This is a genomic window from Stenotrophomonas sp. X, from assembly GCF_055721025.1.
This window is the reverse complement of record NZ_CM146756.1, coordinates 2,750,812-2,774,698: the sequence shown is the minus strand read 5'-3', so window position 1 is coordinate 2,774,698 and position 23,887 is coordinate 2,750,812. Positions and strand designations below refer to the sequence as shown.

General features: G+C 66.5%; 26 protein-coding genes. 12 read left to right on the top strand and 14 right to left on the bottom strand.

From position 1 onward, the window contains the following. Positions 1–92: 92 nt before the first annotated feature. From zupT to ACZ75I_RS12895, 3 genes are all read right to left on the bottom strand, one after another. Complete coding sequence (gene zupT / locus ACZ75I_RS12905) at positions 93–902, bottom strand: zinc transporter ZupT (protein WP_005417614.1); 810 nt, start codon at positions 900–902, stop codon at positions 93–95. A gap of 97 nt (positions 903–999) precedes the next feature. Then, a complete protein-coding gene (locus ACZ75I_RS12900; RefSeq protein ID WP_005417613.1) occupies positions 1,000–1,416 on the bottom strand; it encodes an energy transducer TonB in 417 nt (138 codons plus the stop codon). Then, positions 1,413–1,763 carry a 4a-hydroxytetrahydrobiopterin dehydratase gene (locus ACZ75I_RS12895; RefSeq protein WP_021203009.1) on the bottom strand — a complete coding sequence of 117 codons (351 nt, stop codon included), beginning with the start codon at positions 1,761–1,763 and terminating at the stop codon, positions 1,413–1,415. The genes ACZ75I_RS12900 and ACZ75I_RS12895 overlap by 4 nt, the downstream gene beginning before the upstream one ends. Before the next feature lie 90 nt (positions 1,764–1,853). Here ACZ75I_RS12895 and ACZ75I_RS12890 point away from each other — a divergent pair, with 90 nt between their 5' ends. Continuing rightward, positions 1,854–2,453 carry an NfuA family Fe-S biogenesis protein gene (locus ACZ75I_RS12890; RefSeq protein ID WP_061478003.1) on the top strand — a complete coding sequence of 200 codons (600 nt, stop codon included), beginning with the start codon at positions 1,854–1,856 and terminating at the stop codon, positions 2,451–2,453. 10 nt (positions 2,454–2,463) lie between these two features. Further along, positions 2,464–4,224, top strand: a complete 1,761-nt coding sequence (locus ACZ75I_RS12885) for a hypothetical protein (RefSeq protein WP_061478002.1) — start codon at positions 2,464–2,466, stop codon at positions 4,222–4,224. Between the two features lie 131 nt (positions 4,225–4,355). Here ACZ75I_RS12885 and ACZ75I_RS12880 read toward each other — a convergent pair whose 3' ends face one another. Together ACZ75I_RS12880 and ACZ75I_RS12875 are read right to left on the bottom strand one after the other, a co-directional pair. Further along, entirely contained in the window at positions 4,356–4,769 is a 414-nt protein-coding gene (locus ACZ75I_RS12880) for a barstar family protein (RefSeq protein ID WP_061478001.1), read from the bottom strand. Continuing rightward, entirely contained in the window at positions 4,769–5,221 is a 453-nt protein-coding gene (locus tag ACZ75I_RS12875; RefSeq protein WP_061478000.1) for a guanyl-specific ribonuclease, read from the bottom strand. Before ACZ75I_RS12875 ends, ACZ75I_RS12880 begins: the two co-directional genes overlap by 1 nt. Before the next feature lie 219 nt (positions 5,222–5,440). Between ACZ75I_RS12875 and ACZ75I_RS12870 the strand changes: the two genes are divergently transcribed. Further along, positions 5,441–6,052 (top strand): superoxide dismutase, encoded by a 612-nt coding sequence (locus tag ACZ75I_RS12870; protein WP_005410310.1) that lies wholly within the window; start codon positions 5,441–5,443, stop codon positions 6,050–6,052. 71 nt (positions 6,053–6,123) lie between these two features. Here ACZ75I_RS12870 and ACZ75I_RS12865 read toward each other — a convergent pair whose 3' ends face one another. Continuing rightward, the gene (locus tag ACZ75I_RS12865; RefSeq protein ID WP_061477999.1) at positions 6,124–6,972 is read right to left on the bottom strand and encodes an endonuclease/exonuclease/phosphatase family protein; all 849 of its coding nucleotides are present in this window, start codon (positions 6,970–6,972) and stop codon (positions 6,124–6,126) included. Positions 6,973–7,134: 162 nt separating this feature from the next. Here ACZ75I_RS12865 and ACZ75I_RS12860 point away from each other — a divergent pair, with 162 nt between their 5' ends. Then, positions 7,135–8,700 (top strand): POT-type proton-dependent oligopeptide transporter, encoded by a 1,566-nt coding sequence (locus tag ACZ75I_RS12860; RefSeq protein WP_346476890.1) that lies wholly within the window; start codon positions 7,135–7,137, stop codon positions 8,698–8,700. 7 nt (positions 8,701–8,707) lie between these two features. Next, positions 8,708–9,331: a rhomboid family intramembrane serine protease gene (locus ACZ75I_RS12855; RefSeq protein WP_005417591.1), complete on the top strand. Its 624-nt coding sequence runs from the start codon at positions 8,708–8,710 to the stop codon at positions 9,329–9,331. Between the two features lie 48 nt (positions 9,332–9,379). Here the strand turns inward: ACZ75I_RS12855 and ACZ75I_RS12850 are convergent, their stop codons facing one another. Then, entirely contained in the window at positions 9,380–9,541 is a 162-nt protein-coding gene (locus tag ACZ75I_RS12850; RefSeq protein WP_180883853.1) for a hypothetical protein, read from the bottom strand. A gap of 208 nt (positions 9,542–9,749) precedes the next feature. Between ACZ75I_RS12850 and ACZ75I_RS12845 the strand changes: the two genes are divergently transcribed. The 3 genes from ACZ75I_RS12845 to cfa are packed head-to-tail and all read left to right on the top strand — an operon-like array spanning position 9,750 to position 12,106. Continuing rightward, a complete protein-coding gene (locus ACZ75I_RS12845; protein WP_005417588.1) occupies positions 9,750–10,052 on the top strand; it encodes a GNAT family N-acetyltransferase in 303 nt (100 codons plus the stop codon). 37 nt (positions 10,053–10,089) lie between these two features. After that, complete coding sequence (locus ACZ75I_RS12840) at positions 10,090–10,971, top strand: DUF3298 and DUF4163 domain-containing protein (protein WP_154351112.1); 882 nt, start codon at positions 10,090–10,092, stop codon at positions 10,969–10,971. A gap of 19 nt (positions 10,972–10,990) precedes the next feature. Beyond that, on the top strand, positions 10,991–12,106 hold the full coding sequence (gene cfa / locus ACZ75I_RS12835) for a cyclopropane fatty acyl phospholipid synthase (RefSeq protein ID WP_329866804.1): 1,116 nt from the start codon (positions 10,991–10,993) through the stop codon (positions 12,104–12,106). 127 nt (positions 12,107–12,233) lie between these two features. Here the strand turns inward: cfa and ACZ75I_RS12830 are convergent, their stop codons facing one another. After that, positions 12,234–14,402, bottom strand: a complete 2,169-nt coding sequence (locus tag ACZ75I_RS12830; RefSeq protein WP_346476889.1) for a M3 family metallopeptidase — start codon at positions 14,400–14,402, stop codon at positions 12,234–12,236. A gap of 130 nt (positions 14,403–14,532) precedes the next feature. Here ACZ75I_RS12830 and ACZ75I_RS12825 point away from each other — a divergent pair, with 130 nt between their 5' ends. Further along, on the top strand, positions 14,533–15,012 hold the full coding sequence (locus ACZ75I_RS12825; RefSeq protein ID WP_252745093.1) for a glutathione peroxidase: 480 nt from the start codon (positions 14,533–14,535) through the stop codon (positions 15,010–15,012). A 94-nt stretch (positions 15,013–15,106) separates the two neighbouring features. On the opposite strand, the gene ACZ75I_RS12820 is transcribed toward ACZ75I_RS12825, so the two are convergent. The 4 genes from ACZ75I_RS12820 to ACZ75I_RS12805 all read right to left on the bottom strand — a co-directional run bounded on the left by ACZ75I_RS12820 (position 15,107) and on the right by ACZ75I_RS12805 (position 19,485). Next, positions 15,107–15,886: a ferredoxin--NADP reductase gene (locus ACZ75I_RS12820; protein WP_154351108.1), complete on the bottom strand. Its 780-nt coding sequence runs from the start codon at positions 15,884–15,886 to the stop codon at positions 15,107–15,109. An 80-nt stretch (positions 15,887–15,966) separates the two neighbouring features. Beyond that, complete coding sequence (locus tag ACZ75I_RS12815; RefSeq protein WP_180870987.1) at positions 15,967–17,838, bottom strand: ABC transporter ATP-binding protein; 1,872 nt, start codon at positions 17,836–17,838, stop codon at positions 15,967–15,969. Between the two features lie 265 nt (positions 17,839–18,103). Further along, the gene (locus tag ACZ75I_RS12810; RefSeq protein WP_180870990.1) at positions 18,104–18,553 is read right to left on the bottom strand and encodes a carboxymuconolactone decarboxylase family protein; all 450 of its coding nucleotides are present in this window, start codon (positions 18,551–18,553) and stop codon (positions 18,104–18,106) included. A 35-nt stretch (positions 18,554–18,588) separates the two neighbouring features. Continuing rightward, complete coding sequence (locus tag ACZ75I_RS12805) at positions 18,589–19,485, bottom strand: RNA polymerase sigma-70 factor (protein WP_346476888.1); 897 nt, start codon at positions 19,483–19,485, stop codon at positions 18,589–18,591. Between the two features lie 146 nt (positions 19,486–19,631). Between ACZ75I_RS12805 and ACZ75I_RS12800 the strand changes: the two genes are divergently transcribed. The 3 genes from ACZ75I_RS12800 (at position 19,632) to ACZ75I_RS12790 (ending at position 22,304) form a co-directional block, all read left to right on the top strand. Then, positions 19,632–21,149: a fumarate hydratase gene (locus ACZ75I_RS12800; protein WP_005417564.1), complete on the top strand. Its 1,518-nt coding sequence runs from the start codon at positions 19,632–19,634 to the stop codon at positions 21,147–21,149. Positions 21,150–21,271: 122 nt separating this feature from the next. Further along, positions 21,272–21,610, top strand: coding sequence for a hypothetical protein (locus ACZ75I_RS12795; protein WP_005417563.1), 339 nt, complete (start codon positions 21,272–21,274; stop codon positions 21,608–21,610). Between the two features lie 58 nt (positions 21,611–21,668). After that, complete coding sequence (locus ACZ75I_RS12790) at positions 21,669–22,304, top strand: glutathione S-transferase family protein (RefSeq protein ID WP_061477989.1); 636 nt, start codon at positions 21,669–21,671, stop codon at positions 22,302–22,304. A 73-nt stretch (positions 22,305–22,377) separates the two neighbouring features. Here the strand turns inward: ACZ75I_RS12790 and arsC are convergent, their stop codons facing one another. Continuing rightward, on the bottom strand, positions 22,378–22,719 hold the full coding sequence (arsC, locus tag ACZ75I_RS12785) for an arsenate reductase (glutaredoxin) (RefSeq protein WP_061477988.1): 342 nt from the start codon (positions 22,717–22,719) through the stop codon (positions 22,378–22,380). Next, a complete protein-coding gene (locus ACZ75I_RS12780) occupies positions 22,719–23,873 on the bottom strand; it encodes a phospholipase A (protein ID WP_061477987.1) in 1,155 nt (384 codons plus the stop codon). Before ACZ75I_RS12780 ends, arsC begins: the two co-directional genes overlap by 1 nt. Between the last annotated feature and the right edge of the window lie 14 nt (positions 23,874–23,887).

Sequence of the window (23,887 nt, the reverse complement as noted above, 5' to 3'; positions counted from 1 at the left end):
ATCCGCAGCGTAGGCCCATACCCGCCCGTGACCTGTCGATACTGTGGGACGTACCAGCCGCGAGGGGGCTCAGCCCGTCGGCCGCAAACCCCTCACCATTTGAACAGCACCAGGCTGATCGCCAGCGTGCCCATGCCCGCCACCAGCCCATAAACGGTCTCGTGGCCCTTCGCATAGCGCTTGGCGGCCGGCAGCAGCTCATCCAGCGCCAGGAACACCATCACGCCGGCAATCAGCCCGAACACCCAGCCGAAGGTGGCGTGCGACAGCGACCCGGACAGCAACCAGTAGCCGAGCGCGGCGCCCACCGGCTCGGCCAGGCCCGACAGCAGGCTGGCGCTGAACGCATAGGCCTTGTTCTGGGTGGCGAAGTACACCGGCACCGCGATCGCGATGCCCTCGGGGATGTTGTGGATGGCAATCGCAAAGGCCAGTGGCATGCCCACCGACGGGCTTTCCAGCGTGGCGAAGAAGGTCGCCAGCCCTTCCGGGAAATTGTGCGCGGTGATCGCGACGGAAGTCAGCAGCGCCACCCGCTTCAGGTACTCGCGGCTGTTCTCGCGGAACGCAGGATCCTGCTTGTCCAGGCTGTCATGCGGGTTGGGAATGAAGTGGTCGATCAGCACGATCACGATCACGCCCAGCAGGAACGCCAGGGTGCCGTAGGTGAAACCGGTGCGCTCGCCATGGGCCAGTGCGAACGAAGCAATGGACTTGTTGAGGATTTCCGACAGCGACACATAGACCATCGCGCCGCCGGCGAAGGCCAGGCCGAAGGCCAGCAGGCGCGGGTTGGGGCGGCGCGAGAACAGCACCAGCAGGCTGCCGATCGCAGTGGCGAGGCCGGCCGCGAGGGTGACCGCCAGCGCAATCCAGATGTTTTCGGGGGGAATCTGCAGCATCTACCGACGCAGTCCTGGTCAACAGACAACCGCCCCGGACAGGGCCGGGGCGGCGAGGGCGAGGCGGGCGCCGGCTGGCCTCGTCGGGTGCGTGCGATCAGCCGCCGCGACGCAGGCGCTCTTCAATGGCGAAGCACTGGTCCGGCTTCGGCTGCGGCGGGTTGAAGCTGACCGGCACCTGGATGGTGGCCGGCACCGGCTGGCCATTGCGTGTCGCGGCCTTGAACTGCCAGCCCTGCACGGCGGTTTTGGCCAGTTCGTCCAGCTGCGGGTTGCCCGCGCCAGTCAGCAGGGCGACCTCGCTCGGCTTGCCGTCGGTGCCGATGGTCACCTTGAACGTACTGGTGCCGCCCACGCCCATGCAGGCCAGTTCAAGCGGGTACTGCGGCGGCGGCGTCTTCACCGCTGCGACTTCGGTCGGCGGTGGCGGCGGTGGTGCCGGCGGTTCGGACGAGCCGCAGCCGGCCAGGCCGGTCGCAGCGATCAGGGACAGGCTCAGCAAGCGTACGTTCATGGCAGTTGCTCCGTCAGGGCCGAAGTCTTTGCCGCGCAGATGAAGTCGTTCTCGCTCAGACCGCCCACGTCGTGGGTAGAAAAGCGCACGACCGCGCGGTCGTAGTGCACGCCCAGGTCCGGATGGTGGTCCTCGCGATGGGCAATCCAGGCCAGCGCGTTCACGAAGGCCATGGTGGCGTAGTAATCCTTGAAGCGGAAGGTGCGCGTCAGGGCCTGCCCGCCCTCGCTCAGTTCCCAGCCGGGAACCTGCGGCAGCAGTTCGGCCAGGCGGGCTTCGCCGAGCTTGTGGTCGCTGCCTTTGCGTGGCACGCAACGGGCCTGGGCCAGTGGAATCAGGTCGGCCATGGGAATCTCCACCTCGTGTTGACTGAACAATGCGCCGGACGGTGTATAAACCGAATGAGCGGCTGACGCTTACTTGGCTAGAATAGCCTGATGATCCAGATCTCCGACACTGCCCAGACCCATTTCCGCAAGCTGATCGAACGCGAGGGCGTGCCTGGCATGGGCGTGCGCCTGAGCGCGGTCGACCCCGGTACCCCGCGCGCCGACGCCCGGCTGGAATTCGCCGAACCCGCCGACCTGCTGGGCGACGAGTGGGCGGTGGACTGCGATGGCTTCACCCTCTATGTCGATGCCGGCAGCGTTGGCTGGCTCGACGGTGCCGAGATCGACATCGTCGCCGGCACCGCCGGTGCCCAGCAGCTGACCATCAAGGCGCCGCGCATCAAGGGTGAAGCGCCCGGTGATGCGGCCTCGCTGGTCGAGCGCGTGCACTGGGTGGTGGAGAACGAAGTCAATCCGCAGCTGGCCTCGCATGGCGGCAAGGTGGCCGTGCAGGAAGTCTCGGCCGACGGCGTGGTGCTGCTGCGCTTCGGTGGTGGCTGCCAGGGCTGCGGCATGGCCGACGTGACGCTCAAGCAGGGCATCGAAAAGACCCTGATGGGCCGCGTGCCGGGCGTGACCGCCGTGCGCGACGCGACCGACCACGACAGCGGCCACGCGCCGTACATCCCGCGCGACAACGTCGCCTGATCGCTGACGCGTGCCTCTGACCCGGGCCGAGCAACTCATCGATCTGCTGCTGGCGCGCCAGCAGCCCCGCGCCGTCCTTGAGAAGACCACGCGCCTGCCTTATGGCTGGGCGTTGTGGCTGCGCTCGCTGGGGCCGCTGCCGCGGCCGTTGCATGCCAGCGAAGTGATTGCGGTATTGCTGCCGCGTCCGCTGCCCGGCCGGCCAGGCCAATCGCCGCAGTTGTCACCGTGGCAGGCGTTGCGCCGTCTGTTCTGGCAGGACTGGGACGCTGCGCCGCGCGACCAGCGCTGGATGCGCTGGACCTCGGCGCTGATCAGCGCACTGCTGCACCTGCTGTTCTTCATGCTGCTGCTGTGGGTGGCGGTGATCCGCACCACTGCGCCAGACGAAGAGGGCGCCGAGGGCGAGCGCGTGCAGGTGGAGTTCGTCGGCCGCGCGACCCAGGAAGGCGGGGGTGATCAGCCCGGCGCCGAAGTCGCTGCGGCCGCTGCGGCAGGTCGGGTTGCGACGGGGCAGCAGGCGGACGCCGCCACAGCTCCTGCCCCGCGTCCGGCGGCTGCCGAAGCCGCCGCATCTTCCCCTGCATCCGCGCCGACCGCCAGTGTTCCTCCTCCGCCAGCCGAAGCCGAGCCGGCGCCGGTTGCCGCGCCGCCGCCTTCACCGGTCCAGGCCACCGAGGTGGCGCAGGCCAGCACGGATTTCGTGGTGCCGCCGGTCAGCGTGCCGCGAACCGAAGTCAGCGTCGTACCACGTGACAGCACGCCCGCTGTGCGCGAGCGCAGCGTGCAGCCGGTGCAGGCGCCGCCGACGCCAAGCCAGATGCGCAGCCCGGAACTGGCCGTGCGCACGCCGCAGGTGCGTGACATCCAGGTGCGCGAACGCGAAGTCAGCATCGTCGAAGCGCCCGTCGCGCCCAAACCGCTGCGCAGCCCTGAAATGCAGGTGCGCGTGCCACAGCAGGACGTGCAGGTGCGTGAACGTGAAGTGCAGGCCGTGGCCGATCCGCAGGTGCGGATGGCGGCGGTGGCCGGGCGTGAGCCCGCCGTACGCGCGCCCACCGGTCGTGATGTACAGGTGCGGGAGCGTGAAGTGGCCCCGGCACCGGCGGCGGCACCGGCATCCTCCAGTGGCAGTGCCTCCGTGACGCCTGCGGCTGCGGCGCAAGGCAGCGCGGCGCAGACGAGCAGCAGCACGCGTCCGTCGGCCTCCGGCAGCACACCGGCAAACGCCGGAGCGCGCCCGGCGCCCAATCCAGGCAACTGGGCCACGCCTGCCAAGGGCGACGACTGGGGTTCCTCCAGCCGTAACCGTGACGGTGCCAGCAGTGGCGCCCGCCAGGCCAGCAGTGCCGGCAAGGGCAATGGCCTGTTCAATGCCGATGGCAGCGTGCGCGTGCCAGGCCAGGACGGCGATGGCCATGCCGAGCGCGGTGCGCCCGGTGGCGCCAACGACGGCTGGAGCAAGGAGCGCATCGCGCAATCGGGCACATGGCTGAAACGTCCGCCGTACGACTACACGCCGACGTCGTTCGACAAGTACTGGGTGCCACAGGAATCGCTGCTGGCCGAATGGGTGCGCAAGGGCGTCAAGGCGATGGAGATTCCGTTGCCGGGCACCAACTCGAAGATCTCCTGCGTCATTTCGATCCTGCAGGCCGGTGGCGGCTGCGGCCTGACCAACCCCAACATGCAGGACCAGCCGGCCGTGGCACGACCACCGCCGGACATCCCGTTCAAGAAGGAACTGCAGGAAGACAACGGGAGCCGCTAGGACGGCGCATCCACGCATGGCGTGGATCTACTGTGCATCCAGCTGCGCCGGGTAGATCCACGCCATGCGTGGATGATCCATGGGGGGCACGCCCATGCCGACCAAGGTCAGCCTCTATCAGGGCGTTGCCCTTACGCGCTCTGCGACAGGAACACCCAGAACGGGACGTCGCGGCCGACCCAATCGCGGCTGGCTTCATCCATCACGTCCAGCAGGGTGTCGAAGTCCCTCTGTGCGGCGGCGCGCAGCGCGTCCACATCGCACAGGAACAGCGCGTAGCCGTTGGCCGGCAGCCATTGCAGATCACGCAGGTTGTCCGACAGTGCATCCCAGTTGCCGCCGAAACCGGCCGGGAAATCCAGTTGCGCGGCGAGCCGGGCGAGGAGGGTGCGCTTGTCCGTCACGCCCTCCAGATCGATGCGGATCACCTTGAGGCTGGCATCGCGCATCGCTGCGGCCAGTGCGCCGATGTCATCGCTGTCGATGGCATAGACGCCGGCATTGTTGATGTCATGCAGGCCGAGGCCGAAATCATCGTGGCTCATCACTGCGCTCCCTGGGCCGGTACGGTGAAGCTGCGGAACGATTCGTAGTGGTCGTCGGTGTAGTACCACGCCTCCGGCGGATCGCCGCCGGTGACGATGCGGCGCGTGCCACGCGTGCGTGCACCGGGGGTGTCGACGGTGTACTCGCGGTAGTAGCCACGCGGACGTTGCGGCAGCTGCTGCTCGCGGTTGCCGAAGGTGGTGCCGTCCTGGCGGTGCGGGAATGGACCGCCTCGCTGGATCAGGGCAATGGTCTGGCGTGCTTCGGTGGGCAGGAACGCGGGCAGGCCGTTGTCCCGTCCGGGCGTGGCCGTGGCAGGGGCCCGTGCGGTCGGTGTTCCCTGCAGGTCCGGTGCGAACTGTGGCGCCGGCGGCCGCTGCAGGAAATGGTTGGCGACCAGGCCGAGCAGCAGCAGGGCGATGGCGGTGATCAGCAGCCGGGGGTTGCGCATGGGCAGGGGCGGGCGAGGGTGGTACACGCACTGTAGCGCCTGCGCGCTGCATGGCGCATGAGGAGGGCGCCGCGTCACTGCTGCGTAACAATTGCCGTCGTGCTCACTGGCAGGACGCAATTTCCTTTACATCCCCCTTGGTAATCTGCGGGTCTGTCCCCATCATTCACGGCGCACCGCCCGACATCGTCGGGTGCCCTCGCAATCAGGAGATGCATCATGGCCTACACCCTGCCCAAGCTGTCCTACGCCTACGACGCGCTGGAGCCGCATATCGATGCGGCGACGATGGAAATCCATCACACCAAGCATCACCAGACCTACATCAACAACGTCAACGCGGCGCTGGAAGGCACCGAATACGCTGACCTGCCGGTCGAAGAGCTGGTGAAGAAGCTCAAGTCGTTGCCGGAGAACCTGCAGGGTCCGGTTCGCAACAACGGTGGTGGCCATGCCAACCACTCGCTGTTCTGGACCGTGATGGCCCCGAACGCAGGTGGCAACCCGGTGGGTGACGTGGCCAAGGCCATCGACAAGGACCTGGGCGGTTTCGACAAGTTCAAGGATGCCTTCACCAAGGCGGCGCTGACCCGTTTCGGCAGCGGCTGGGCGTGGCTGAGCGTGACCCCGGACAAGAAGGTGGTGGTCGAGAGCACCGGCAACCAGGACAGCCCGCTGATGGAAGGCAACACCCCCATCCTCGGCCTGGACGTGTGGGAACACGCGTACTACCTGAAGTACCAGAACCGCCGCCCGGAATACATCGGCGCGTTCTTCAACGTCATCGACTGGAATGAAGTCGAGCGCCGTTACCAGGAAGCGATCGCCTGATCGCGGTGACGGGATGAGTGGAAAGGCCGGGGGAGACCCCGGCCTTTTCTGTTGCAGGATCCCGGCACGACCTATTCCGCCGTGGCCGTAGCGTCCTGCAGGCGCAGGGTTGCCAACACGCCCAGGCGCAGTCCGGGCAGGTCGCCGTCGGCGGGCAGCAGGATCGGCTGCTGGCGGATGCCGCCGAAGTGCTTGACCTGGAACAGCACGTCCAAGCCGTGGCCACTGGCGCCGCCGCCACTGGCCGCAGGCGGCTCGGGGCGGCCGCCGGGATTGCGCCGTGCCGGCTGGAAGCCGGGCGTGCTCCGCACCAGCTCCACCGTGCTGGCCGAAAAGTCGCCCGCGATCAGGCTGGGCATGCCTTCGGCGGTGGCGCCGATCCAGGTCATCAGGTCGCTGGTCTGGTGTTGGCGGGCAGTGGCCTCGTCCGGGTCCGGGCGCAGCCGCGCCACATAGATGTTGACCAGCGCCTCGCCCAGCTTCAGCCGCATCATGCCGGCCGCACTGAAGGTGCCGGGAGGATGCAGCAGGGTCACGCCGTCCTCGCTCACCGGCAGCCGGGTAAGCATGGCATTGCCATGGCGCAGTGGCTGGCTGGGTGGGTCGGCGGTGACGAAGTCGCAGCTGTAGCGCAGCCGGCTGGCCAGCCAGCAGGCCGGGTTGCGGCCTTGCTGCTGCAGCACCTGCTGCACCGAGATCACGTCCGGCTGCAGGTCAGTCAGCAGTTGTGCGACCTGCTCGCGGCGCTGCTTCCATTGCGCGTCATCGCGGCTGGGCAGCTCCAGCGCGGCGACCGTCAGCTGCCGAGGTTCGCTCTCACTGGCAACGGCGGCCGGCGCCTGTGGTCGTGCCTGCGCCTGCAATGCCAGCAACAGCGCAAGGCAGCTGAGCAGGAGGCGGGCGGGGGCGAGGGGGCACATAACGATAAGTTTACGCTTTTGTCGTGCAGGTGCCGTGACTTCCGGCAGGGCCTGCACTGCCTGCCATGGATTGGCACCGTTGTCATGCAGCCCTGCAGCGTGCTTCGCAAGCCCCGGTTCCGGTAACCTTGCGCCTTTCGCTTTGCAGGAATGCCTTACAGGATGAGCCACGACGCAGTCGCCCCCATCGCCGGCCAAGGAAAGATGCCGCGCCAGATTCCGTACATCATCGGCAATGAGGCCTGCGAACGGTTCAGTTTCTACGGGATGCGCAACATCCTGGTGCAGTTCCTGATCACCTCGCTGCTGCTGCAGGAAATCACTGCGGAAGGCCGTGCCGGTGAAGCCAAGGACATCATGCACAGCTTCATGATCGGCGTGTATTTCTTCCCGCTGCTCGGTGGCTGGCTGGCCGACAGGTTCTTCGGCAAATACCACACCATCCTCTGGTTCAGCCTGGTCTACTGCGCCGGCCACCTGTGCCTGGCGCTGTTCGAGAACAGCCGCGAGGGCTTCTTCCTCGGCCTGGGCCTGATCGCGCTGGGTGCCGGTGGCATCAAGCCGCTGGTGGCCTCGTTCATGGGCGACCAGTTCGACCAGAGCAACAAGCACCTGGCCAAGATCGTCTTCGACGCCTTCTACTGGATCATCAACTTCGGCTCGCTGTTCGCCTCGCTGCTGATCCCGCTGGCACTGAAGAACTGGGGTCCGCAGTGGGCGTTCGGTATCCCGGGCATCCTGATGTTCATTGCTACCTTCGTGTTCTGGCTGGGCCGCAAGCGCTACGTGCTGGTGCCGCTGCCGCCGAAGGATCCGCATTCGTTCGCCAACGTGGTGCGTACCGCGCTGACCACGCGCGTGGCCGGCCAGGGCCGTCCGGGCCTGGTGATCGCCGCGCTCGGCCTGGCGCTGGCGGCGGCCTCGTTCGGCCTGGTCGGCTCGCTGGGCATCGTGATCTGCCTGTGCCTGGCGCTGGTGTCGATCCTGGCGGGCATCGGCGGTGGCACCTGGCTGCAGCTCGATCGCGCCCGCGGCCAGCATCCGGCCGAAGCCGTGGAAGGCGTGCGCTCGGTGCTGCGCGTGCTGGTGATCTTCGCGCTGACCACGCCGTTCTTCTCGCTGTTCGACCAGAAGGCCTCGACCTGGGTCCTGCAGGGCCAGCAGATGCAGATGCCGAGCTGGTTCACCGCCTCGCAGATGCAGGCGCTGAACCCGCTGCTGGTGATGATCCTGATTCCGTTCAACAACCTGGTGCTGTACCCGGCCCTGCGCCGCTTCGGCTTTGAGCCGACCGCGCTGCGCCGCATGACCGCCGGCATCGCCTTCAGCGGCCTGGCCTGGATCGTGGTCGGCGGCATCCAGGTGGTGATGGACGGCGGCAATGCCATGTCGATCTTCTGGCAGATGCTGCCGTATGCGCTGCTGACCTTCGGTGAGGTGCTGGTCTCGGCCACCGGCCTGGAGTTCGCCTACAGCCAGGCGCCGCAGGCGATGAAGGGCGTGGTGATGAGCTTCTGGAACCTGACCACCACCATCGGCAACCTGTGGGTGCTGCTGTCGAACGCTGCCGTGCGCAACGATGCCGTGACCCACAGGATTGCCAGTACGGGCCTGAGCGAAGCGGCGTTCCTGATGTTCTTCTTCGCCGGTTTCGCCTTCGTCGCGGCGTTGGCCTTCGGTTGGTACGCGAAACGCTATCGTATGGTCGACAACTACCGTAGCGCCTGAGCCTGACATGACCCCTGTCAATCTGCTGTTGATCGCCATCACCGCCATCCTGTCGTGGATGGCGTTCAACAATCGCAAGCTGGCCGATCGCCTGATCCTGTGGCCGCCGGCCGTCGACCGCCATCGCCAGTACGACCGGCTGGTGACCTATGGCTTCATCCACGCCGACTGGTCGCACCTGATCTTCAACATGATCACCCTGTTCTTCTTCGGGGGATTCATCGAGAGTGTGATGGTGCAGCTGACCGGCAGCTACCTGACCTACCCGGCGTTCTACATCGGCGCGCTGCTGGTCTCGATCCTGCCCAGCTACCTGAAGAACCAGAAGAATCCGAACTACCTCAGCCTCGGGGCATCCGGTGCGGTGTCGGCGGTGCTGTTCGCCTTCATCCTGATCAAGCCGTGGTCGATCATCCTGGTGTTCTTCATCCCGGCACCGGCGATCATCTATGCCGCGTTCTACGTCGGCTACAGCATCTGGATGGACAAGCGCGGCGGCGACCGCATCAACCACAGCGCGCACCTGGCAGGTGCGGCGTTTGGCGTGATCTTCATGCTGGCCATGCAGCCGAGCATCTTCAACCACTTCCTGCGCGAACTCTCCAACCCGACCTTCCGCCTGGGCGGCTGAAGCGTGCCGGGGTCGGATCCTGTGGATCCGGCCCCGGCGTATCCGGTTTCAGGCCTGGGTCGTGTGGCCGTAGGTATCCAGCAGGCGGGCGAACACTTCCTCGCCGATGCGCTGGAAATCCTGATCCTCGGTCTGCCCTTCCACCGCCAGTTGCAGCAGGCCCTCCAGCAGGGCGCGGTCGGTATCGGAATGGGAATTGCTGGCGTGCATGGGAGCCTCCACGGTGGTGCGCATGGTCAACGGTCGCAAGGGTCGTGCCAGCCTGGCCGTACCCCTCCATAGGCGATAGCGGCCGGCCCGCCTCCAGCTTGAGGGCGAAAACTGACGTGAATGGACTGGACTTGCCCCTGTTCAGGCTTCACGCGATCATGGCGCCCGGCTGCGCACCATCCACGCAGTCGCCGCAGGAGACAGTTCCATGGCTTCGGTCACGCCCCCCGGTCTGGCCTACGAGGTCGAACACGACCTGGCCAACCACCGCTTCACCGCCCGTGTGCGAGGACAGCTGGCGGTGCTGGACTACCAGATCAAGCGCAAGCGCATGGTGATCACCCACACCGAGGTGCCCGAGCCGATCGCCGGCCGTGGCATCGCCGGTGAGCTGACCCGCGTGGCACTGCGTTTCGCCCGCGAGCAGAAGTACAAGGTGGTGCCGGCATGTTCCTACGCCGAGGCTTTCCTGCAGCGGCACGAGGAGTACCACGACCTGCTCGTTGGCTGAGTGCCAGCGGGCCACGCTTCAGCCATGGCAGGCGATGATGTACAAACATGAACAGGGGATCCCGATGAAGATTGGAAACAACCGGCCATTGCACGGCAGCGTGCTGGCCGGCGTGGTGGGCGTGCTGTTGCTGGCCGGTTGCCAGCGTGAAAGCGAGCCGGCACCGGCGCCCGCCGCGGCGCCCGCCGCCGAAGCCACCGCCGCCGGCGAGACGCCGGCCACGGAAGCGCCGCTGGACCTGCGCGACGTGATCGAGAACAACGAGCGTGAGGTGGTGGGCATCAGCTACCCGGCGGGTATCGACCGCTACCCCGGCCTGGCGCGCGCGCTGCAGGACTATGCCACCAGCGCACGCAGCGACCTGCAGCAGGCGCTGGACGGGCTTGGCAACGACAAGCCGACCATGCCCTACGAGCTGTCGCTGAGCTTCGAGAAGCTGCTGGAAACGCCGCAGCTGGTGGTGGTCAGTGCCGATGGCAGCCGCTATACCGGTGGCGCCCATGGCGAACCGCTGGTGGCGCGCTTCGTGTGGCTGCCGGCGCAGCAGCAGATGCTCAGCGCCGACAAGCTGGTGGCCGATGCCAAGGGCTGGAAGGTGATCAGTGAGTTCGTCGCCGACCAGCTGCGCGAACGCGTGGCCACGCGGCTCAGCGGCGAGGACATGGACCCGGCCCAGCTGCAGGAATCGCTGCGCAACGCATCGCGCATGATCGCCGACGGTACTGGCCCGCAGGCCGACAATTTCAGCCAGTTCCAGCCACTGACCGACGACAAGGGGCAGATCACCGCGCTGCGCTTTGTTTTCCCTCCGTACCAGGTGGGTCCATACTCGGACGGCACCCAGACCGCCGATGTACCGGCGGCGGTGCTGTTGCCGCACGTGGCCAAGGACTACGTGGAGCTGTTCGCACGCGGTTGACCGCAGTCGAGGAGGTGACGTGGATACAGGGTTGCAGGAGCGGGTCGCCGGCCTGCTCCACGAAGCCGGGGTCCGCATCGGCGGTACCCAGCCACAGGACATCCAGGTGCATGACCCGCGCTTCTTCGCGCGGGTCATGGGCCAAGGCTCGCTCGGCCTGGGCGAGAGCTACATGGAAGGGTGGTGGGATGCGAACGTCCTGGATGAATTCCTCGTCCACCTGATGCAGGCGCACCTGGATGAACGGGTGCACGGCTGGCGCGAAGTGGCCGATGCGCTGAAGGCGCGCCTGTTCAACCTGCAGGCGGGGCAGGGCAGCTACGAGGTCGGGCGCCGTCATTACGACCTGGGCAACGATCTTTACCAGGCCATGCTCGGCCAGCGCCTGGTCTACAGCTGTGGCTATTGGCGCAACGCCGATGATCTCGACGCCGCACAGGAAGCCAAGCTCGACCTGGTCTGCCGAAAGCTGGGGCTGCGCCCGGGTCAGCGTGTGCTGGACATCGGCTGTGGCTGGGGCGAAGCCCTGAAGTTCGCCGCTGAGCGCTACGGTGTGAGTGGCGTCGGCGTGACGATTTCGCAGGAGCAGGCCGAGTTCGCGCGGAACCTGTGCGCGGGTCTGCCGATCGAGATCCGATTGCAGGACTACCGCGAGCTGGACGAACCGTTCGATGCGATTTTCTCGATCGGCATGTTCGAGCACGTCGGTGACAAGAACTACGCGGGCTTCTTCGAGGTGGCCAAGCGTTGCCTGTCGCCGCGCGGCCTGCTGCTGTTGCACACCATCGGCACCAACATCTCCCGGCATCGCACCGATCCGTGGATCGCGCGCTACATCTTTCCCAACTCGATGCTGCCGTCGGCGGCGCAGATCACCCGGGCGTTCGAAGGCCGTTTCGTGCTGGAAGACTGGCACAACTTCGGCACCGACTACGACCTGACCCTGCAGGCATGGCGGCGCAACGTGGAAGCAGCGTGGCCACGGCTGGATGCGCGCTATGACGAGCACTTCCGCCGCATGTGGCGCTTCTACCTGGCCGGGTCGATGGCCACCTTCCGCTGCCGGCACGCGCAGCTGTGGCAGCTGGTGCTATCGCCGGAAGGCGTGCCGGGCGGATACGTGGCGCCACGATGAAGCCAGCGCGGGGTCGGAGACCCCGGGGTCAGATCCCTTTTCACAGAAAAGGGCTCTGACCCCAACCACAACAAAAAAACCGCCCGGTCTCCCGGGCGGCTTTCGTTTCACGCTAGCGCGCAGGCGATCAGTTGCCGGCGCCGGTCAGGCCACGCTTTTCCAGCAGCGGTTCGATCTGCGGCTCGTGGCCGGCGAAATCGCGGAACAGCTGCATCGCGTCGACGCTGCCGCCCTTGGACAGCAGGGTGGCGCGGAAGTGGTCGCCGTTCTTGCGGCTCAGGCCGCCGTTGTCCTTGAACCACTTCTGGGTGTTGGCGTCGAGCACTTCCGACCAGATGTAGGCGTAGTAGCCGGCCGAGTAGCCACCCATGATGTGGCTGAAGTACGGGGTCTTGTAGCGCGGCGGAACCGGCGCGTAGTAGATGCCGTCCTTCTCCAGCGCGGCGCGCTCGAAGGCCATCACGTCCTTGGCCGCCGGCACCTGGTCGGCGCCGATCTGGTGCCAGCGCTGATCAAGCATGGCTGCACCCAGGTACTCGGTGGTGGCAAAGCCCTGGTTGAACTTGGCCGCCGCCAGCACCTTGTCCAGCAGCGCCTGCGGCATCGCCGAACCGTTCTGGTAGTGCTTGGCGTAGTTCTTCAGGATGACCGGGTTGTCAGCCCACATCTCGTTGACCTGCGAGGGGAACTCGACGAAGTCACGCGGCACCGAGGTGCCCGAGAAGTACGGGTACTTCACGTTGGAGAACATGCCGTGCAGGGCGTGGCCGAACTCGTGGAAGGTGGTGTTCACCTCATCCCAGGTCAGCAGGGTCGGCTGGCCGGCCGGCGGCTTCGGGATGTTCAGGTGGTTGGCGACCACCGGCTTGAAGCCGGTCAGCTTGGACTGCGAGACGTAGGAGTTCATCCACGCACCACCGCGCTTGGAGGCGCGTGCATACGGGTCGAAGATGAAGATCGCCAGCTGGCTGCCGTCGGCATCGAACACGTCGTAGACGGTGACGTCATCGTGATAGACCGGCAGGTCGGTGCGCTGCTTGAAGGTCAGGCCGAATTCCAGGTTGGCGGCATGGAACACGCCGTTCTCCAGCACGTTCTTCATTTCGAAGTACGGCTTCAGCTGCGACTCGTCGAAGTTGTACTTGGCCTGGCGCACCTTCTCGCTGTAGAAGGCCCAGTCCCACGGTTCCAGCTTGAACGTCGGCTTGCCGGCCGCCTTCTGTTCCTGGTCGATCATCGCCTGCAGGTCGGCAGCTTCGCGCTTGGCGTTGGCCACGGCGGCCGGAGCCAGCTTGCCCAGCATCGCGTTGACCGCTTCGGGGGTCTTGGCGGTCTGGTTGGTCAGGTTGTAGGCCGCGAAGTTCGGGAAGCCCATCAGCTTGGCCTTGTCGGCACGCAGCTGCATGATGCGCGAGACCAGCGCGGTGTTGTCGAACTCACCGCCACGGCTGCCACGGCTGACCGACGCTTCGTAGATCTTCTGGCGCAGGGCGCGGTTGGCCAGGTTGGTCAGCGGCGGCTGGCCGGTGGTGTTGAGCAGGGTGATCACGTACTTGCCGTCCTGGCCGCGGGCCTTGGCAGCTTCGGCGGCGGCGGCGATCTGCTCCTTGGACAGGCCGTCCAGCTCCTTGACGTCGTCGACGGTGATCGCCGAAGCGTTCACTTCCGACTGCACGTTCTGGCTGAACCTGGTGCCCAGGTTGGCCAGCTCGGCGTTCATCTCCTTCAGCTTGGCCTTGTCGGCCTCGGACAGCTTGGCACCGGCGCGCACGTAGTTGTCGTAGTACTTCTCGACCAGGCGTACGCCTTCGGCGTCCAGGCCCAGCTGGCCGCGGGTGTCGTACAGCGCCTGGATGCGGGCGAACAGCTTGCCGTTCAGCGCGATCGCATCGCTGTGCGCGGCGAACTTCGCCGAGTAGTCGGCCTGCAACTTCTTGCGGGTGTCATTGGTATCGGCACCGACCAGGCTGAAGAACACGGTGGTCGCACGGTCGAGGATGTCACCGCTCTTTTCCAGGGCGATGATGGTGTTGTCGAAGGTCGGCTTGGCCTTGTTGTTGGCGATGGCCTCCACTTCCTTCAGCTGCTGCGCCATGCCGGCGTCGAAGGCCGGGGCGAAGTCGCTGTCCTTGATCCTGTCGAACTGCGGATAATGCAGGGGCAGCGGGCTTTCGGCGAAGAACGGATTGGCCTGCTGGGCATGGGTGCTGGCAGCCGGGGTGACGGCGCTGGCCGAGAAGGCGGGCAGGGCAAGGCCGAGGGACATGGCCACGGCAAGGGCAAGGCGGGTGGTCAAGGCAGGAACTCCGGTAAGGCAAACAAGGGCCCGAGGGTAACCCGGCCGGCGGCGCCCGCACTTGTGTCAAAAGGCATGTTGCCGGCTCCGGGCGCGGGTACCATGCATTCACCGCCCTCGGCCCGCCACCATGACCACCGCCTACGATTTCAGCTTCCGTGACCTCGACGGCCATCCACAGGCGCTGGCCCGTTATCAGGGCCACCCGTTGCTGCTGGTGAACGTCGCCAGCCGCTGTGGGTTCACCCCGCAGTACACCGGGCTGGAACAGCTGTGGCAGGACTACCGCGAACGCGGCCTGGTGGTGATCGGCTTCCCGTGCAACCAGTTCGGCGCGCAGGAGCCGGGGGACGCGGCGCAGATCCGCCAGTTCTGTTCGCTGGACTATCCGGTCAGCTTTCCGCTGTCGGAGAAGATCGAGGTCAACGGCGAGGGCGCTGATCCGTTGTGGGCCTGGATGACGCACGAAAAGCGTGGCCTGCTCGGCAGTGCCCGCATCAAGTGGAATTTCAGCAAGTTCCTGGTCGATCGCCAGGGGCAGGTGGTGTCGCGGCATGCGCCCACCACCCGGCCGGAGCAGTTGCGCAGCGCGATCGAAGCGCTGCTGTAGAGCCGAGCCCACGCTCGGCTTGCGCGCAGCGCGCGCCCTCGAAGTCAGCCGGAAAAGCAGCCGAGCGCGGGCTCGGCTCTACAGATGCGATGGGTTATTTCTCGACGAACGCGCGTTCGAACACGTAGTGGCCCGGTTGGCCGATGCGCGGCGAAACCTGGAAACCCCGGGCATCGAGCACGGTGCGAAGGTCGGCCAGCATCTGCGGGCTGCCGCAGATCATCGCGCGGTCGTTTTCCGGGCTCAGTTCCGGCAGGCCGAGGGTGCGCTGCATCTCGCCGCTTTCCATCAGCGAGGTCAGGCGGCCCTGGTTGGCGAACGGCTCGCGGGTGACGGCCGGGTAGTACAGCAGCTTGTCGCCGATCATCTCGCCGAGGAACTCGTGCTCACGCAGTTCCTTCTCGAAGTAATCGCGATAGGCCAGGTCCTTCTCGTAGCGCACGCCGTGGCACAGGATCACCTTCTCGAAGCGCTCGTAGGTTTCCGGGTCCTTGATGACCGACAGCCACGGCGCCAGGCCGGTGCCGGTGCCCAGCAGGTACAGGTTCCTGCCGGGATGCAGGTCGCTGATCAGCAGGGTGCCGGTGGGCTTCTTGCCGACCAGTACCTTGTCGCCCGGCTTGATGTGCTGCAGGCGCGAGGTCAGCGGTCCGTCCTGCACCTTGATGCTGAAGAACTCCAGCTGTTCTTCCCAGTTGGCACTGGCAATGGAATAGGCGCGCAGCAGCGGTCGCGCCTCGGTTTCCAGGCCGATCATCACGAACTGGCCGTTCTCGAAGCGGAAACCGCTGTCGCGGGTGGTGGTGAAGCTGAAGTAGGCATCGGTCCAGTGGCGGACCTCAAGCACCGTTTCGGCGCCGAAAGCGGAGGACATGGGCGTATCTATCGAAAGTCGTCGGGGGTGATTCTATCTCAAATGAGACAAGTTCTCATTGGGCGGAACGAGAGGCGTTCTCAGCGGTAACCCGCCGCCTGCAGCTCGAACAGCTCTGCATAGCGGCCGCCCTGCGCCATCAGCTGCGCATGGGTGCCGCTGGCCTCGATCCGGCCATCGGCCAGCACCAGGATGCGATCGGCCATGCGTACCGAGGAAAAGCGGTGGGAAATCAGTACTGCGGTGCGATTATCCGCCAGTTCCCTGAACCGCTGGAACACCTCGAACTCACTGCGGGCATCCAGCGCTGCCGTTGGCTCATCCAGGATCATCACCTGCGCATTGCGCATCCATGCGCGGGCAATGGCGATCTTCTGCCATTGGCCACCGGACAGGTCCACGCCCTGTTTGAAGCGGCGGCCGATCTGCTGGTCGTAGCCGCCGGGCAGGTCGTCGATGACTTCCTCGGCCATGCCGCGTCGCGCCGCGTCAGCGATGCGTGCCTGGTCGTCCATCGCCTCGACCTGGCCGACGCCGATGTTCTCGCCGGCGCTGAGGTTGTAGCGCACGAAGTCCTGGAAGATCACCCCGAGGTTGGCGCGCAGGTCATCCAGGTCGTAATCGCGCAGGTCGCGGCCATCGAGCAGGATGCGGCCTTCGTCCGGTTCGTACAGCCGCGCCAGCAGCTTCACCAGGGTAGTCTTGCCGGCGCCGTTCTCGCCGACCAGGGCCAGCACTTCGCCGGCGTGCAGCTGGAAATCCAGATGGCGCACCGCCCACTGTTCGGCATCGGGGTAGCGGAAGCCGACGTTCTCGAATACGAAGCCCTGGCGGATCGGTTGCGGCACGCGCACGGCCCCATCGCGCGAGTGGATTTCCGGCTGGATCTGGAAGAACGAGAACAGGTCATCCAGGTACAGCGCCTGGCTGGCCACCTGCGAGAAGCCGATCAGCAGGCCTTCCAGCAGCTGGCGCAGGCGCAGGAAGCTGCCGGCGAGGAAGGTCAGGTCGCCGATCGAGAAGTCCCCGCGCACCGTGCGCCATGCGATGTAGGCGTAGGCGGTGTAATACCCCAGCGTGCCCAGCGCAGCCAGCAGCGTGCCCCAGAACGCGCGGCGCCGTGCCAGGGCGCGGTTGGCCTGGAACAATGCCACCGACAGGCGCCGGTAGCGCTCCACCAGGAAGCGGTGCAGGTTGTAGATCTTCACTTCCTTGGCCGTTTCCACGCTGGCGCCCAGCTGGCGCAGGTAGTCGAGCTGGCGGCGCTCGGGCGTCCACTGGAAGTTGAGGCTGTAGCCGGCCGCGTTGAAGTGCGATTCGCCGATGAAGGCCGGCACCAGTGCCAGCGCCAGCAGCAGGATCAGCCACGGCGCGTAGACCAGCAGGCCGACGGCGAGGCTGGCCACGGTGATCGCGTCCTGCACCTGGCCGAACAGCTGGCTCATCAGGTTCATCCGGCCCATGGTCTGGCGCCGCGCACGGTCCAGCTTGTCCTGCAGGTCCGGGTCTTCGAAATCCTCCAGGTCCAACGTCGCGGCGTGTTCCATCAGGCGGATGCTGGTGGCGTTGGCGAACAGTTCGGAAAGCAGAGCGTCGGCGTAGCTGACCAGCCGGCCGAGCAGGTCCGAGGCGATGGCCAGGCCGAATTCCAGTGCCAGCAGGCCCAGCAGTGGATTGAGCAGGCCGCTGGACAGCGCCTCGCCCAGCGGCGGGAAGCCGGCATCGTGCTGGCTCAGGTGCAGGGCGCTGTCGATGATCAACTTGCCGACGTACAGCATCGCCACCGGCAGCAGGGCACGGATCAGGCGCAGCCCCAGGCTGGCCAGGGTGAGCGCCGGACTGGTCTTCCAGACCATGCGCAGGAAAGGGGGCAGATTGCGCATCGCCCTGAAGCGCTGGCGCAGGCTGGGTTTCTTCGCGGCGGCAGCGCCAGCGGTGGGGGGAGCAGGCATGCGCGTATTGTGCGCGCCTGCTACGTGCAGAGGGGGTCAGTGCAGCCGTGTGGCCGGCACCGGCGTCAGATCCCTTTGCCACGCAAAGGGATCTGACCCCACCAGCCTGGATCGGGTCAGAGCCCTTCGCGAAGCGAAGGGATCCGACCCTCCCGCATCCACGCGTGGCGTGGACCCACCCCGCCAACCCACAGTAGCGCCGGCTTTTGATGTTGCTCTGGTTGTTGCCTCTGGGGTGCCGGGCGGCATCCCGGCCAGCCCCCCGTTACGGCAGTGGCGGCAGCAACCCCGCACCGAGGCGGTTCCAGGCGTTGATCACCGCGATGCCCATGCTCAGGTCACTGATGCCCTTCGCATCGAAGTGCGGTTCCAGTGCATCGAACGCCGCTTGCGACGGCGCTCCGTCGGTCAAGCGGGTCAGCGCCTCGGCCCAGCCCAGTGCTGCGCGTTCGCGCGCATCGAAGAAGCGGCTTTCGTGCCAGGCGGGCAGGGTATCCAGCTTGCGCGGCTCGATGCCACCCTTGCGCAGCGCCGTGCCGTGCATGTCCATGCAGTAGCCGCAGCCGTTGAGCTGCGACACGCGCAGGAACACCAGTTCCATCAGGGTCGGATCGATCGAGCTGTCATGCACCGCCTGGCTGGTGGCCAGCAGGCCCTTGAAGGCATCGGCAGCCAGGCGGGTGTAGGGGACGCGGGGAGAAGTGTGATCGGACATCGTGGGCTCCGCGGCGGCCACGATGGCCGCCTTCATCACAAGGACGCCGCAGCGTTGTGGTGCGTGACAACCTTCGGCAATTTTTCTGGATTCAGCACGCTGTACACGTTGGCGATGCGGCCATCGACCACTTCGATGGTGGTGACCGAGTGCAGGCGCTCGCCGTGGAAGCGCAGGATCGCCGGTTCGCCGTTGACGTAGCCCAGCTGCGCCGGATGCACCGCGCCGCGGCGGGCGATGGCCCAGAACAGGCGGCCGATGCGCTCGGCGCCCAGCAGCGGGCGGATCGCGGCGGTAACCACGCCGCCGCCGTCGGAGACCAGCAGCGCGTTGGCGTGCAGCAGGGCCTGGATCGCCTCGCTGTCGCCGCGCTGCGAGGCATCCATGAAGCGCGTCAGCAACTGCCGGTGCTGGATGGCGTCGGCGTTGAAGCGCGGCCGCCCGGCCTGCAACCGCTGCCGGGCGCGATGCACCAGCTGCCGGCAGTTGGCTTCGCTGTGGCCGATCAGGTCGGCGATTTCGCGGTAGTCGTGGTCAAAGGCCTCCTTCAGCAGGAAGGCGGCGCGTTCTTCGGGGCCGAGCTGTTCGAGCAGGGTCAGGAAGGCGACCGACACATCGTCGGCCAGCGCGTGCAGCTGGGCCGGACCGGGCGCCGGATCCGGCTCCAGGGTGACCGCCAGCGGTTCGGCCAGCCATGGGCCGACGTAGTGCGCGCGCTCGCGCTTGGCCGCTCGCAGGCGGTCCAGGCCGAGCCGGGTGGTGGTGGTGACCAGCCACGCCTCGGGGTCGCGGACGCTGGCCGGACCGGCGCCGGACCAGCGCAGCCAGGCGTCCTGGACCACGTCTTCGGCGTCGGCGCGGCTGCCGAGCAGGCGATAGGCCAGCGCCATCAGGCGCGGGCGGTGGGTCTGGAAAACGGTTTCGGCGTTCATGTGGGCAAGGACGCCGCAGTGGCGCGTGGCGTGACAGAGCGTCGGGGGAATCTTGCCGGCCAGCGGCCAGCACGACCACCCCGGGGCCGGGGGAGGGGGTAAAATGGGCGGATTACCCCCGCCAGCCTCGAGCAAGCGAGCAAGCCGTGACATCGATCAAGCAGGAAGACCTCATCCAGTCCATCGCCGACGCGCTGCAGTACATCTCGTACTACCACCCGGTCGACTACATCAAGAACCTCGCCGCCGCGTACGAGCGCGAGGAGTCGCCGGCCGCGAAGGAAGCGATGGCCCAGATCCTGATCAATTCGCGGATGTGCGCCGAAGGCCACCGCCCGATCTGCCAGGACACCGGCATCGTCACCGTGTTCCTGGAAATCGGCATGGACGTGCGTTGGGATGACGCCACCATGGGCGTGGAAGACATGGCCAATGAGGGCGTTCGCCGCGCCTACATGCATCCGGACAACAAGCTGCGCGCCTCGGTGCTGGCTGATCCGGCCGGCAAGCGGATCAATACCAAGGACAACACCCCGGGCGTGGTCAACGTCAAGGTGGTGCCGGGCAACAAGGTCGACGTCATCGTTGCCGCCAAGGGCGGTGGTTCGGAAGCGAAGACCAAGTTCGCCATGCTCAACCCGTCCGACTCCATCGTCGACTGGGTGCTGAAGACCGTGCCGACCATGGGCGCCGGCTGGTGCCCGCCGGGCATGCTCGGCATCGGCATCGGTGGCACCGCCGAGAAGGCGATGCTGCTGGCCAAGGAGGCGCTGATGGAACCGATCGACATCACCGAGCTGCAGGCCCGTGGTGCCTCCAACCGCATCGAGGAGCTGCGCCTGGAGCTGTATGAGAAGGTCAATGCGCTGGGCATCGGCGCGCAGGGCCTGGGCGGCCTGACCACTGTGCTGGACATCAAGATCAACGACTATCCGACCCATGCGGCCAACCTGCCGGTGGCGATGATCCCGAACTGCGCCGCCACCCGCCATGCGCACTTCACCCTGGATGGTAGTGGCCCGGTGATGCTGGACCCGCCGTCGCTGGAAGACTGGCCGAAGCTGACCTATGACGCGTCCAAGGGCACCCGCGTGGACCTGGACACGATCACCCCGGAAGATGTGGCCAGCTGGAAGCCGGGCCAGACCCTGCTGCTCAACGGCAAGCTGCTGACCGGCCGCGATGCCGCGCACAAGCGCATGGTCGACATGCTCAACAAGGGCGAGGAACTGCCGGTCGACCTGAAGGGCCGCTTCATCTATTACGTCGGCCCGGTCGATCCGGTGCGCGACGAAGTGGTGGGCCCGGCCGGCCCGACCACGGCGACCCGCATGGACAAGTTCACCGAGCAGGTACTGGCACAGACCGGCCTGCTGGGCATGGTCGGCAAGGCTGAGCGCGGCCCGGCCGCCATCGAGGCGATCAGGAAGCACAAGTCGGCCTACCTGATGGCCGTTGGTGGATCGGCCTACCTGGTGTCCAAGGCCATCAAGGCCGCCAAGGTGGTTGGTTTCGCCGACCTGGGCATGGAGGCGATCTACGAGTTCACCGTGCAGGACATGCCCGTGACCGTGGCGGTGGATTCCACCGGCGAATCGGTGCACAAGACCGGCCCGCGCGAATGGCAGGCCCGCATCGGCAAGATTCCGGTGGTTGTGGAGTAAGCCTTCCATCCCGGACCAGACAACGGCGCTCCTGTGGCGCCGTTGTTGTATGGGCAAAAATATTGATGTTCCGGTAGCGGTTGTTCTGCTACGGTCGGAACACCCTCGCACAGGACGTGTCCATGGCCCTGCATCGGTTCATCGTGGTAGGCGTGCTGCTGGCCCTGGCCGGTTGCAGCACCCCGGCGTCGTACGAAGGCGCGGATTTCCCCGCATCGGCGCAATGCCGCGTGCAGTGCCAGGCCGGCTATCGCAGCTGCATGGCGCAGAATGACTCCCTCGGCAGCCGCCAGAGCAACTGCGAGCAGCAGGTGGTGCCGGCGCCGGACAAGCGCTGCAAGGACGTGGACAATCCGGACCTGCGCCGTGCCTGCGAACTGAAGACGCACGACTGCGCGATGCGCGCGCCGATGATGTCCTGTGGCGAGCGCCGGGATTCCTGCATGAGCAGCTGCGGCTGAGCAATGATCGCGCGCGTGGGCGCATAATCGGCTGATCCACCCGCACAGGATCTTCCGCATGAGCACCACGCTGTATGGTTCGACCAGTACCGCCGCGCTGGTCGTGCACTGGCTGCTGATCGAGCTCGGCATCGAGCATGAACTGGTGCTGCTGGATTTCGACGCGCGCGAGCACAAGTCGGCGCAGTACCTGGCGCTCAATCCGGCCGGTGTGGTGCCGACACTGTTGATCGATGGCCTGGTTCTGACCGAAGCGGCGGCCATCGCCCTGTACCTGGCCGATCGCCACCCGGAGGCCGGCCTGCTCCCGGTGCCGGGCACGCCGCAGCGTGGCGATGCCTACCGCTGGATGTTCTGGTGTGCCAATACGCTGCAGCCGGCCTATCGGGCCTGGTTCTATCCGCATGAAATGGCCGGCGAGGCGAACGTCGAGGCCAGCCGCGAGAGGGCGCGTCAGCGGCTCGAAGCGGCCTGGCAGCACGTTGCCGCTCACCTGCAGGCGCACGGCCCGTACCTGCTGGGCGCCACGCCCTGCGTGGTCGACTACATGCTGGTGATGCTGATGCGCTGGTCGCGCAACATGCCCAGGCCCAGCGACACCTGGCCAGTGCTGAAGGCGCATGCCACCTCGATGAAGGCGCGCCCGGCGTTCGCCGAGGTCTACCGCCGCGAAGGCATCACCGACTGGCGGTAACCAAAAAAGGGGACGGAGGGAATTAAGTCGTTTGTGCACATACGACTTAATTCCCTCCGTCCCCTTTTTCGGGTTACAGGATCTCCAGCACTGTTTCCGGTGGGCGGCACAGCCGCGTGCCCTTGGCCGTGCGCACCACGGGGCGATTGATCAAACGGGGGTGTTCGCTCATCGCCGCCAGCAGCGTGGCGTCGTCGGCGCCGTCCAGGCCCAGTTCGGCGAACAGCGCCTCCTTGCTGCGTACCAGTTCCTGTGCGTGCAGCCGGGATTCGGCCAGTACCTGGCGCAGCGTGGCTGCGTCCGGCGGGTTGCCCAGGTAGTCGATCACCACCGGCTCGAAGCCCGCATCGCGGATCAGCTTCAGTGCGCCGCGCGAGTTGCTGCAGGCCGGGTTGTGCCAGATCGTCACGTCCATCAGAACCACTCCAGCAGAGACACGCCCACACCCACATAGGTGGCCTTGTGGTTGTAGTCGATCAGGCTTTCGCCGTAGCCGTCGAAGACCTGCACATGGCCACGCAGCAGGTTGCTGATGGGGAAGCCGTAGTCCAGCTGCAGCGCACCGTGCGAACGGCTTCCGGTGCGCAGTGAATGGCGCGCCATCAGCGAGACCTCATGCCCATTGCGGTTCCAGGTCAGGGTGGCGTCGCCGCGGCCCATGTAATCCTCGATGTCCGGATTGTTGTCTTCGCTGCGGCTTTCGGGAATGCGGTACCAGGGACGCAGCACCAGCGCCCAGTTCTCGCGGTCCAGGCCGATGTTGAGCATGACCCGGTTCCAGCTGCGTGACAGCGGGTCGGCGCGGCCATTGGACTGGTGGTTCAGCGCGATACCGGTCATGCGCCCGCGCCAGCCACCGATCGAGTAGCCGTTGCGGAACACCATCATCACTTCCGGCTCGTAATTGGTTTCGCGGAACGGGCGCGAATCCTCGCTGTTGTAGGCCTGCCAGCGCGAACTCTGGGTGTAGCCGGCCCAGATGTCGCCGTTGTCGCCGAACAGGTTCTCGACGATCTTGGTCTTGAAGCTGATCTGGAACTTCAGCTCGGCACTGTCGAGTACCTGCGGGGTGGTCACGCTGTTGGCCGGGTTCGGCGAGTGCGGCATGGTGTTGCGATCGCTGGTCCAGAAGGCGGGCAGCAGGTACACCGGCTTGTAGGCGCGCAGTTGGAACGGCCCCAGCTTGGAGTCCTCGGCCAGTTCCCAGCGGCTGTCCAGCAGCGAACCGCGGCCGGCGTTGGCCAGCGCGCTGTCCGGCGTTGCCGGGCGGAACAGGTCGCTCACCCGCTCGCGCAGCTTTTCCTCGCCCTGGCTCACGCGCGCGGTCTGCCGTTCTTCGCGGCGGGCCTGCGCAGCCGCTTCGGCGGCAGCATCAGCGGCGGCGGTAGCCTCCGGGGTATGCCCGAACAGGCGGTCATAGCAGGCCAGCCGGGCCGCGTCGGTGGTAATTGCCGCGCAGGCGGCCGGTGAGGCATCGGCGGTAGGCGCGAACTCCTGCGCAGCCAGCGGTGCACTGGCCAGGGCAAGCGCCAGCGGCGCCAGACGGGGAAACAGCGTGGGGAGGGTCATTGCAGCAGGCCCTT

What these genes read in the sequence shown, in the direction of transcription:
- ACZ75I_RS12900 (WP_005417613.1), bottom strand. Translation starts at nt 1,416, where the DNA reads ATGAACGTACGCTTGCTGAGCCTGTCCCTGATCGCTGCGACCGGCCTG.
- ACZ75I_RS12810 (WP_180870990.1), bottom strand. Translation starts at nt 18,553, where the DNA reads ATGTCCGATCACACTTCTCCCCGCGTCCCCTACACCCGCCTGGCTGCC.
- ACZ75I_RS12815 (WP_180870987.1), bottom strand. Translation starts at nt 17,838, where the DNA reads ATGCCTGCTCCCCCCACCGCTGGCGCTGCCGCCGCGAAGAAACCCAGC.
- ACZ75I_RS12850 (WP_180883853.1), bottom strand. Translation starts at nt 9,541, where the DNA reads ATGCACGCCAGCAATTCCCATTCCGATACCGACCGCGCCCTGCTGGAG.
- ACZ75I_RS12805 (WP_346476888.1), bottom strand. Translation starts at nt 19,485, where the DNA reads ATGAACGCCGAAACCGTTTTCCAGACCCACCGCCCGCGCCTGATGGCG.
- ACZ75I_RS12825 (WP_252745093.1), top strand. Translation starts at nt 14,533, where the DNA reads ATGACCACCGCCTACGATTTCAGCTTCCGTGACCTCGACGGCCATCCA.
- ACZ75I_RS12845 (WP_005417588.1), top strand. Translation starts at nt 9,750, where the DNA reads ATGGCTTCGGTCACGCCCCCCGGTCTGGCCTACGAGGTCGAACACGAC.
- ACZ75I_RS12790 (WP_061477989.1), top strand. Translation starts at nt 21,669, where the DNA reads ATGAGCACCACGCTGTATGGTTCGACCAGTACCGCCGCGCTGGTCGTG.
- ACZ75I_RS12890 (WP_061478003.1), top strand. Translation starts at nt 1,854, where the DNA reads ATGATCCAGATCTCCGACACTGCCCAGACCCATTTCCGCAAGCTGATC.
- ACZ75I_RS12860 (WP_346476890.1), top strand. Translation starts at nt 7,135, where the DNA reads ATGAGCCACGACGCAGTCGCCCCCATCGCCGGCCAAGGAAAGATGCCG.
- ACZ75I_RS12875 (WP_061478000.1), bottom strand. Translation starts at nt 5,221, where the DNA reads ATGCGCAACCCCCGGCTGCTGATCACCGCCATCGCCCTGCTGCTGCTC.
- ACZ75I_RS12840 (WP_154351112.1), top strand. Translation starts at nt 10,090, where the DNA reads ATGTACAAACATGAACAGGGGATCCCGATGAAGATTGGAAACAACCGG.
- ACZ75I_RS12895 (WP_021203009.1), bottom strand. Translation starts at nt 1,763, where the DNA reads ATGGCCGACCTGATTCCACTGGCCCAGGCCCGTTGCGTGCCACGCAAA.
- ACZ75I_RS12855 (WP_005417591.1), top strand. Translation starts at nt 8,708, where the DNA reads ATGACCCCTGTCAATCTGCTGTTGATCGCCATCACCGCCATCCTGTCG.
- ACZ75I_RS12820 (WP_154351108.1), bottom strand. Translation starts at nt 15,886, where the DNA reads ATGTCCTCCGCTTTCGGCGCCGAAACGGTGCTTGAGGTCCGCCACTGG.
- zupT (WP_005417614.1), bottom strand. Translation starts at nt 902, where the DNA reads ATGCTGCAGATTCCCCCCGAAAACATCTGGATTGCGCTGGCGGTCACC.
- ACZ75I_RS12780 (WP_061477987.1), bottom strand. Translation starts at nt 23,873, where the DNA reads ATGACCCTCCCCACGCTGTTTCCCCGTCTGGCGCCGCTGGCGCTTGCC.
- ACZ75I_RS12795 (WP_005417563.1), top strand. Translation starts at nt 21,272, where the DNA reads ATGGCCCTGCATCGGTTCATCGTGGTAGGCGTGCTGCTGGCCCTGGCC.
- ACZ75I_RS12880 (WP_061478001.1), bottom strand. Translation starts at nt 4,769, where the DNA reads ATGAGCCACGATGATTTCGGCCTCGGCCTGCATGACATCAACAATGCC.
- ACZ75I_RS12865 (WP_061477999.1), bottom strand. Translation starts at nt 6,972, where the DNA reads ATGTGCCCCCTCGCCCCCGCCCGCCTCCTGCTCAGCTGCCTTGCGCTG.
- ACZ75I_RS12870 (WP_005410310.1), top strand. Translation starts at nt 5,441, where the DNA reads ATGGCCTACACCCTGCCCAAGCTGTCCTACGCCTACGACGCGCTGGAG.
- arsC (WP_061477988.1), bottom strand. Translation starts at nt 22,719, where the DNA reads ATGGACGTGACGATCTGGCACAACCCGGCCTGCAGCAACTCGCGCGGC.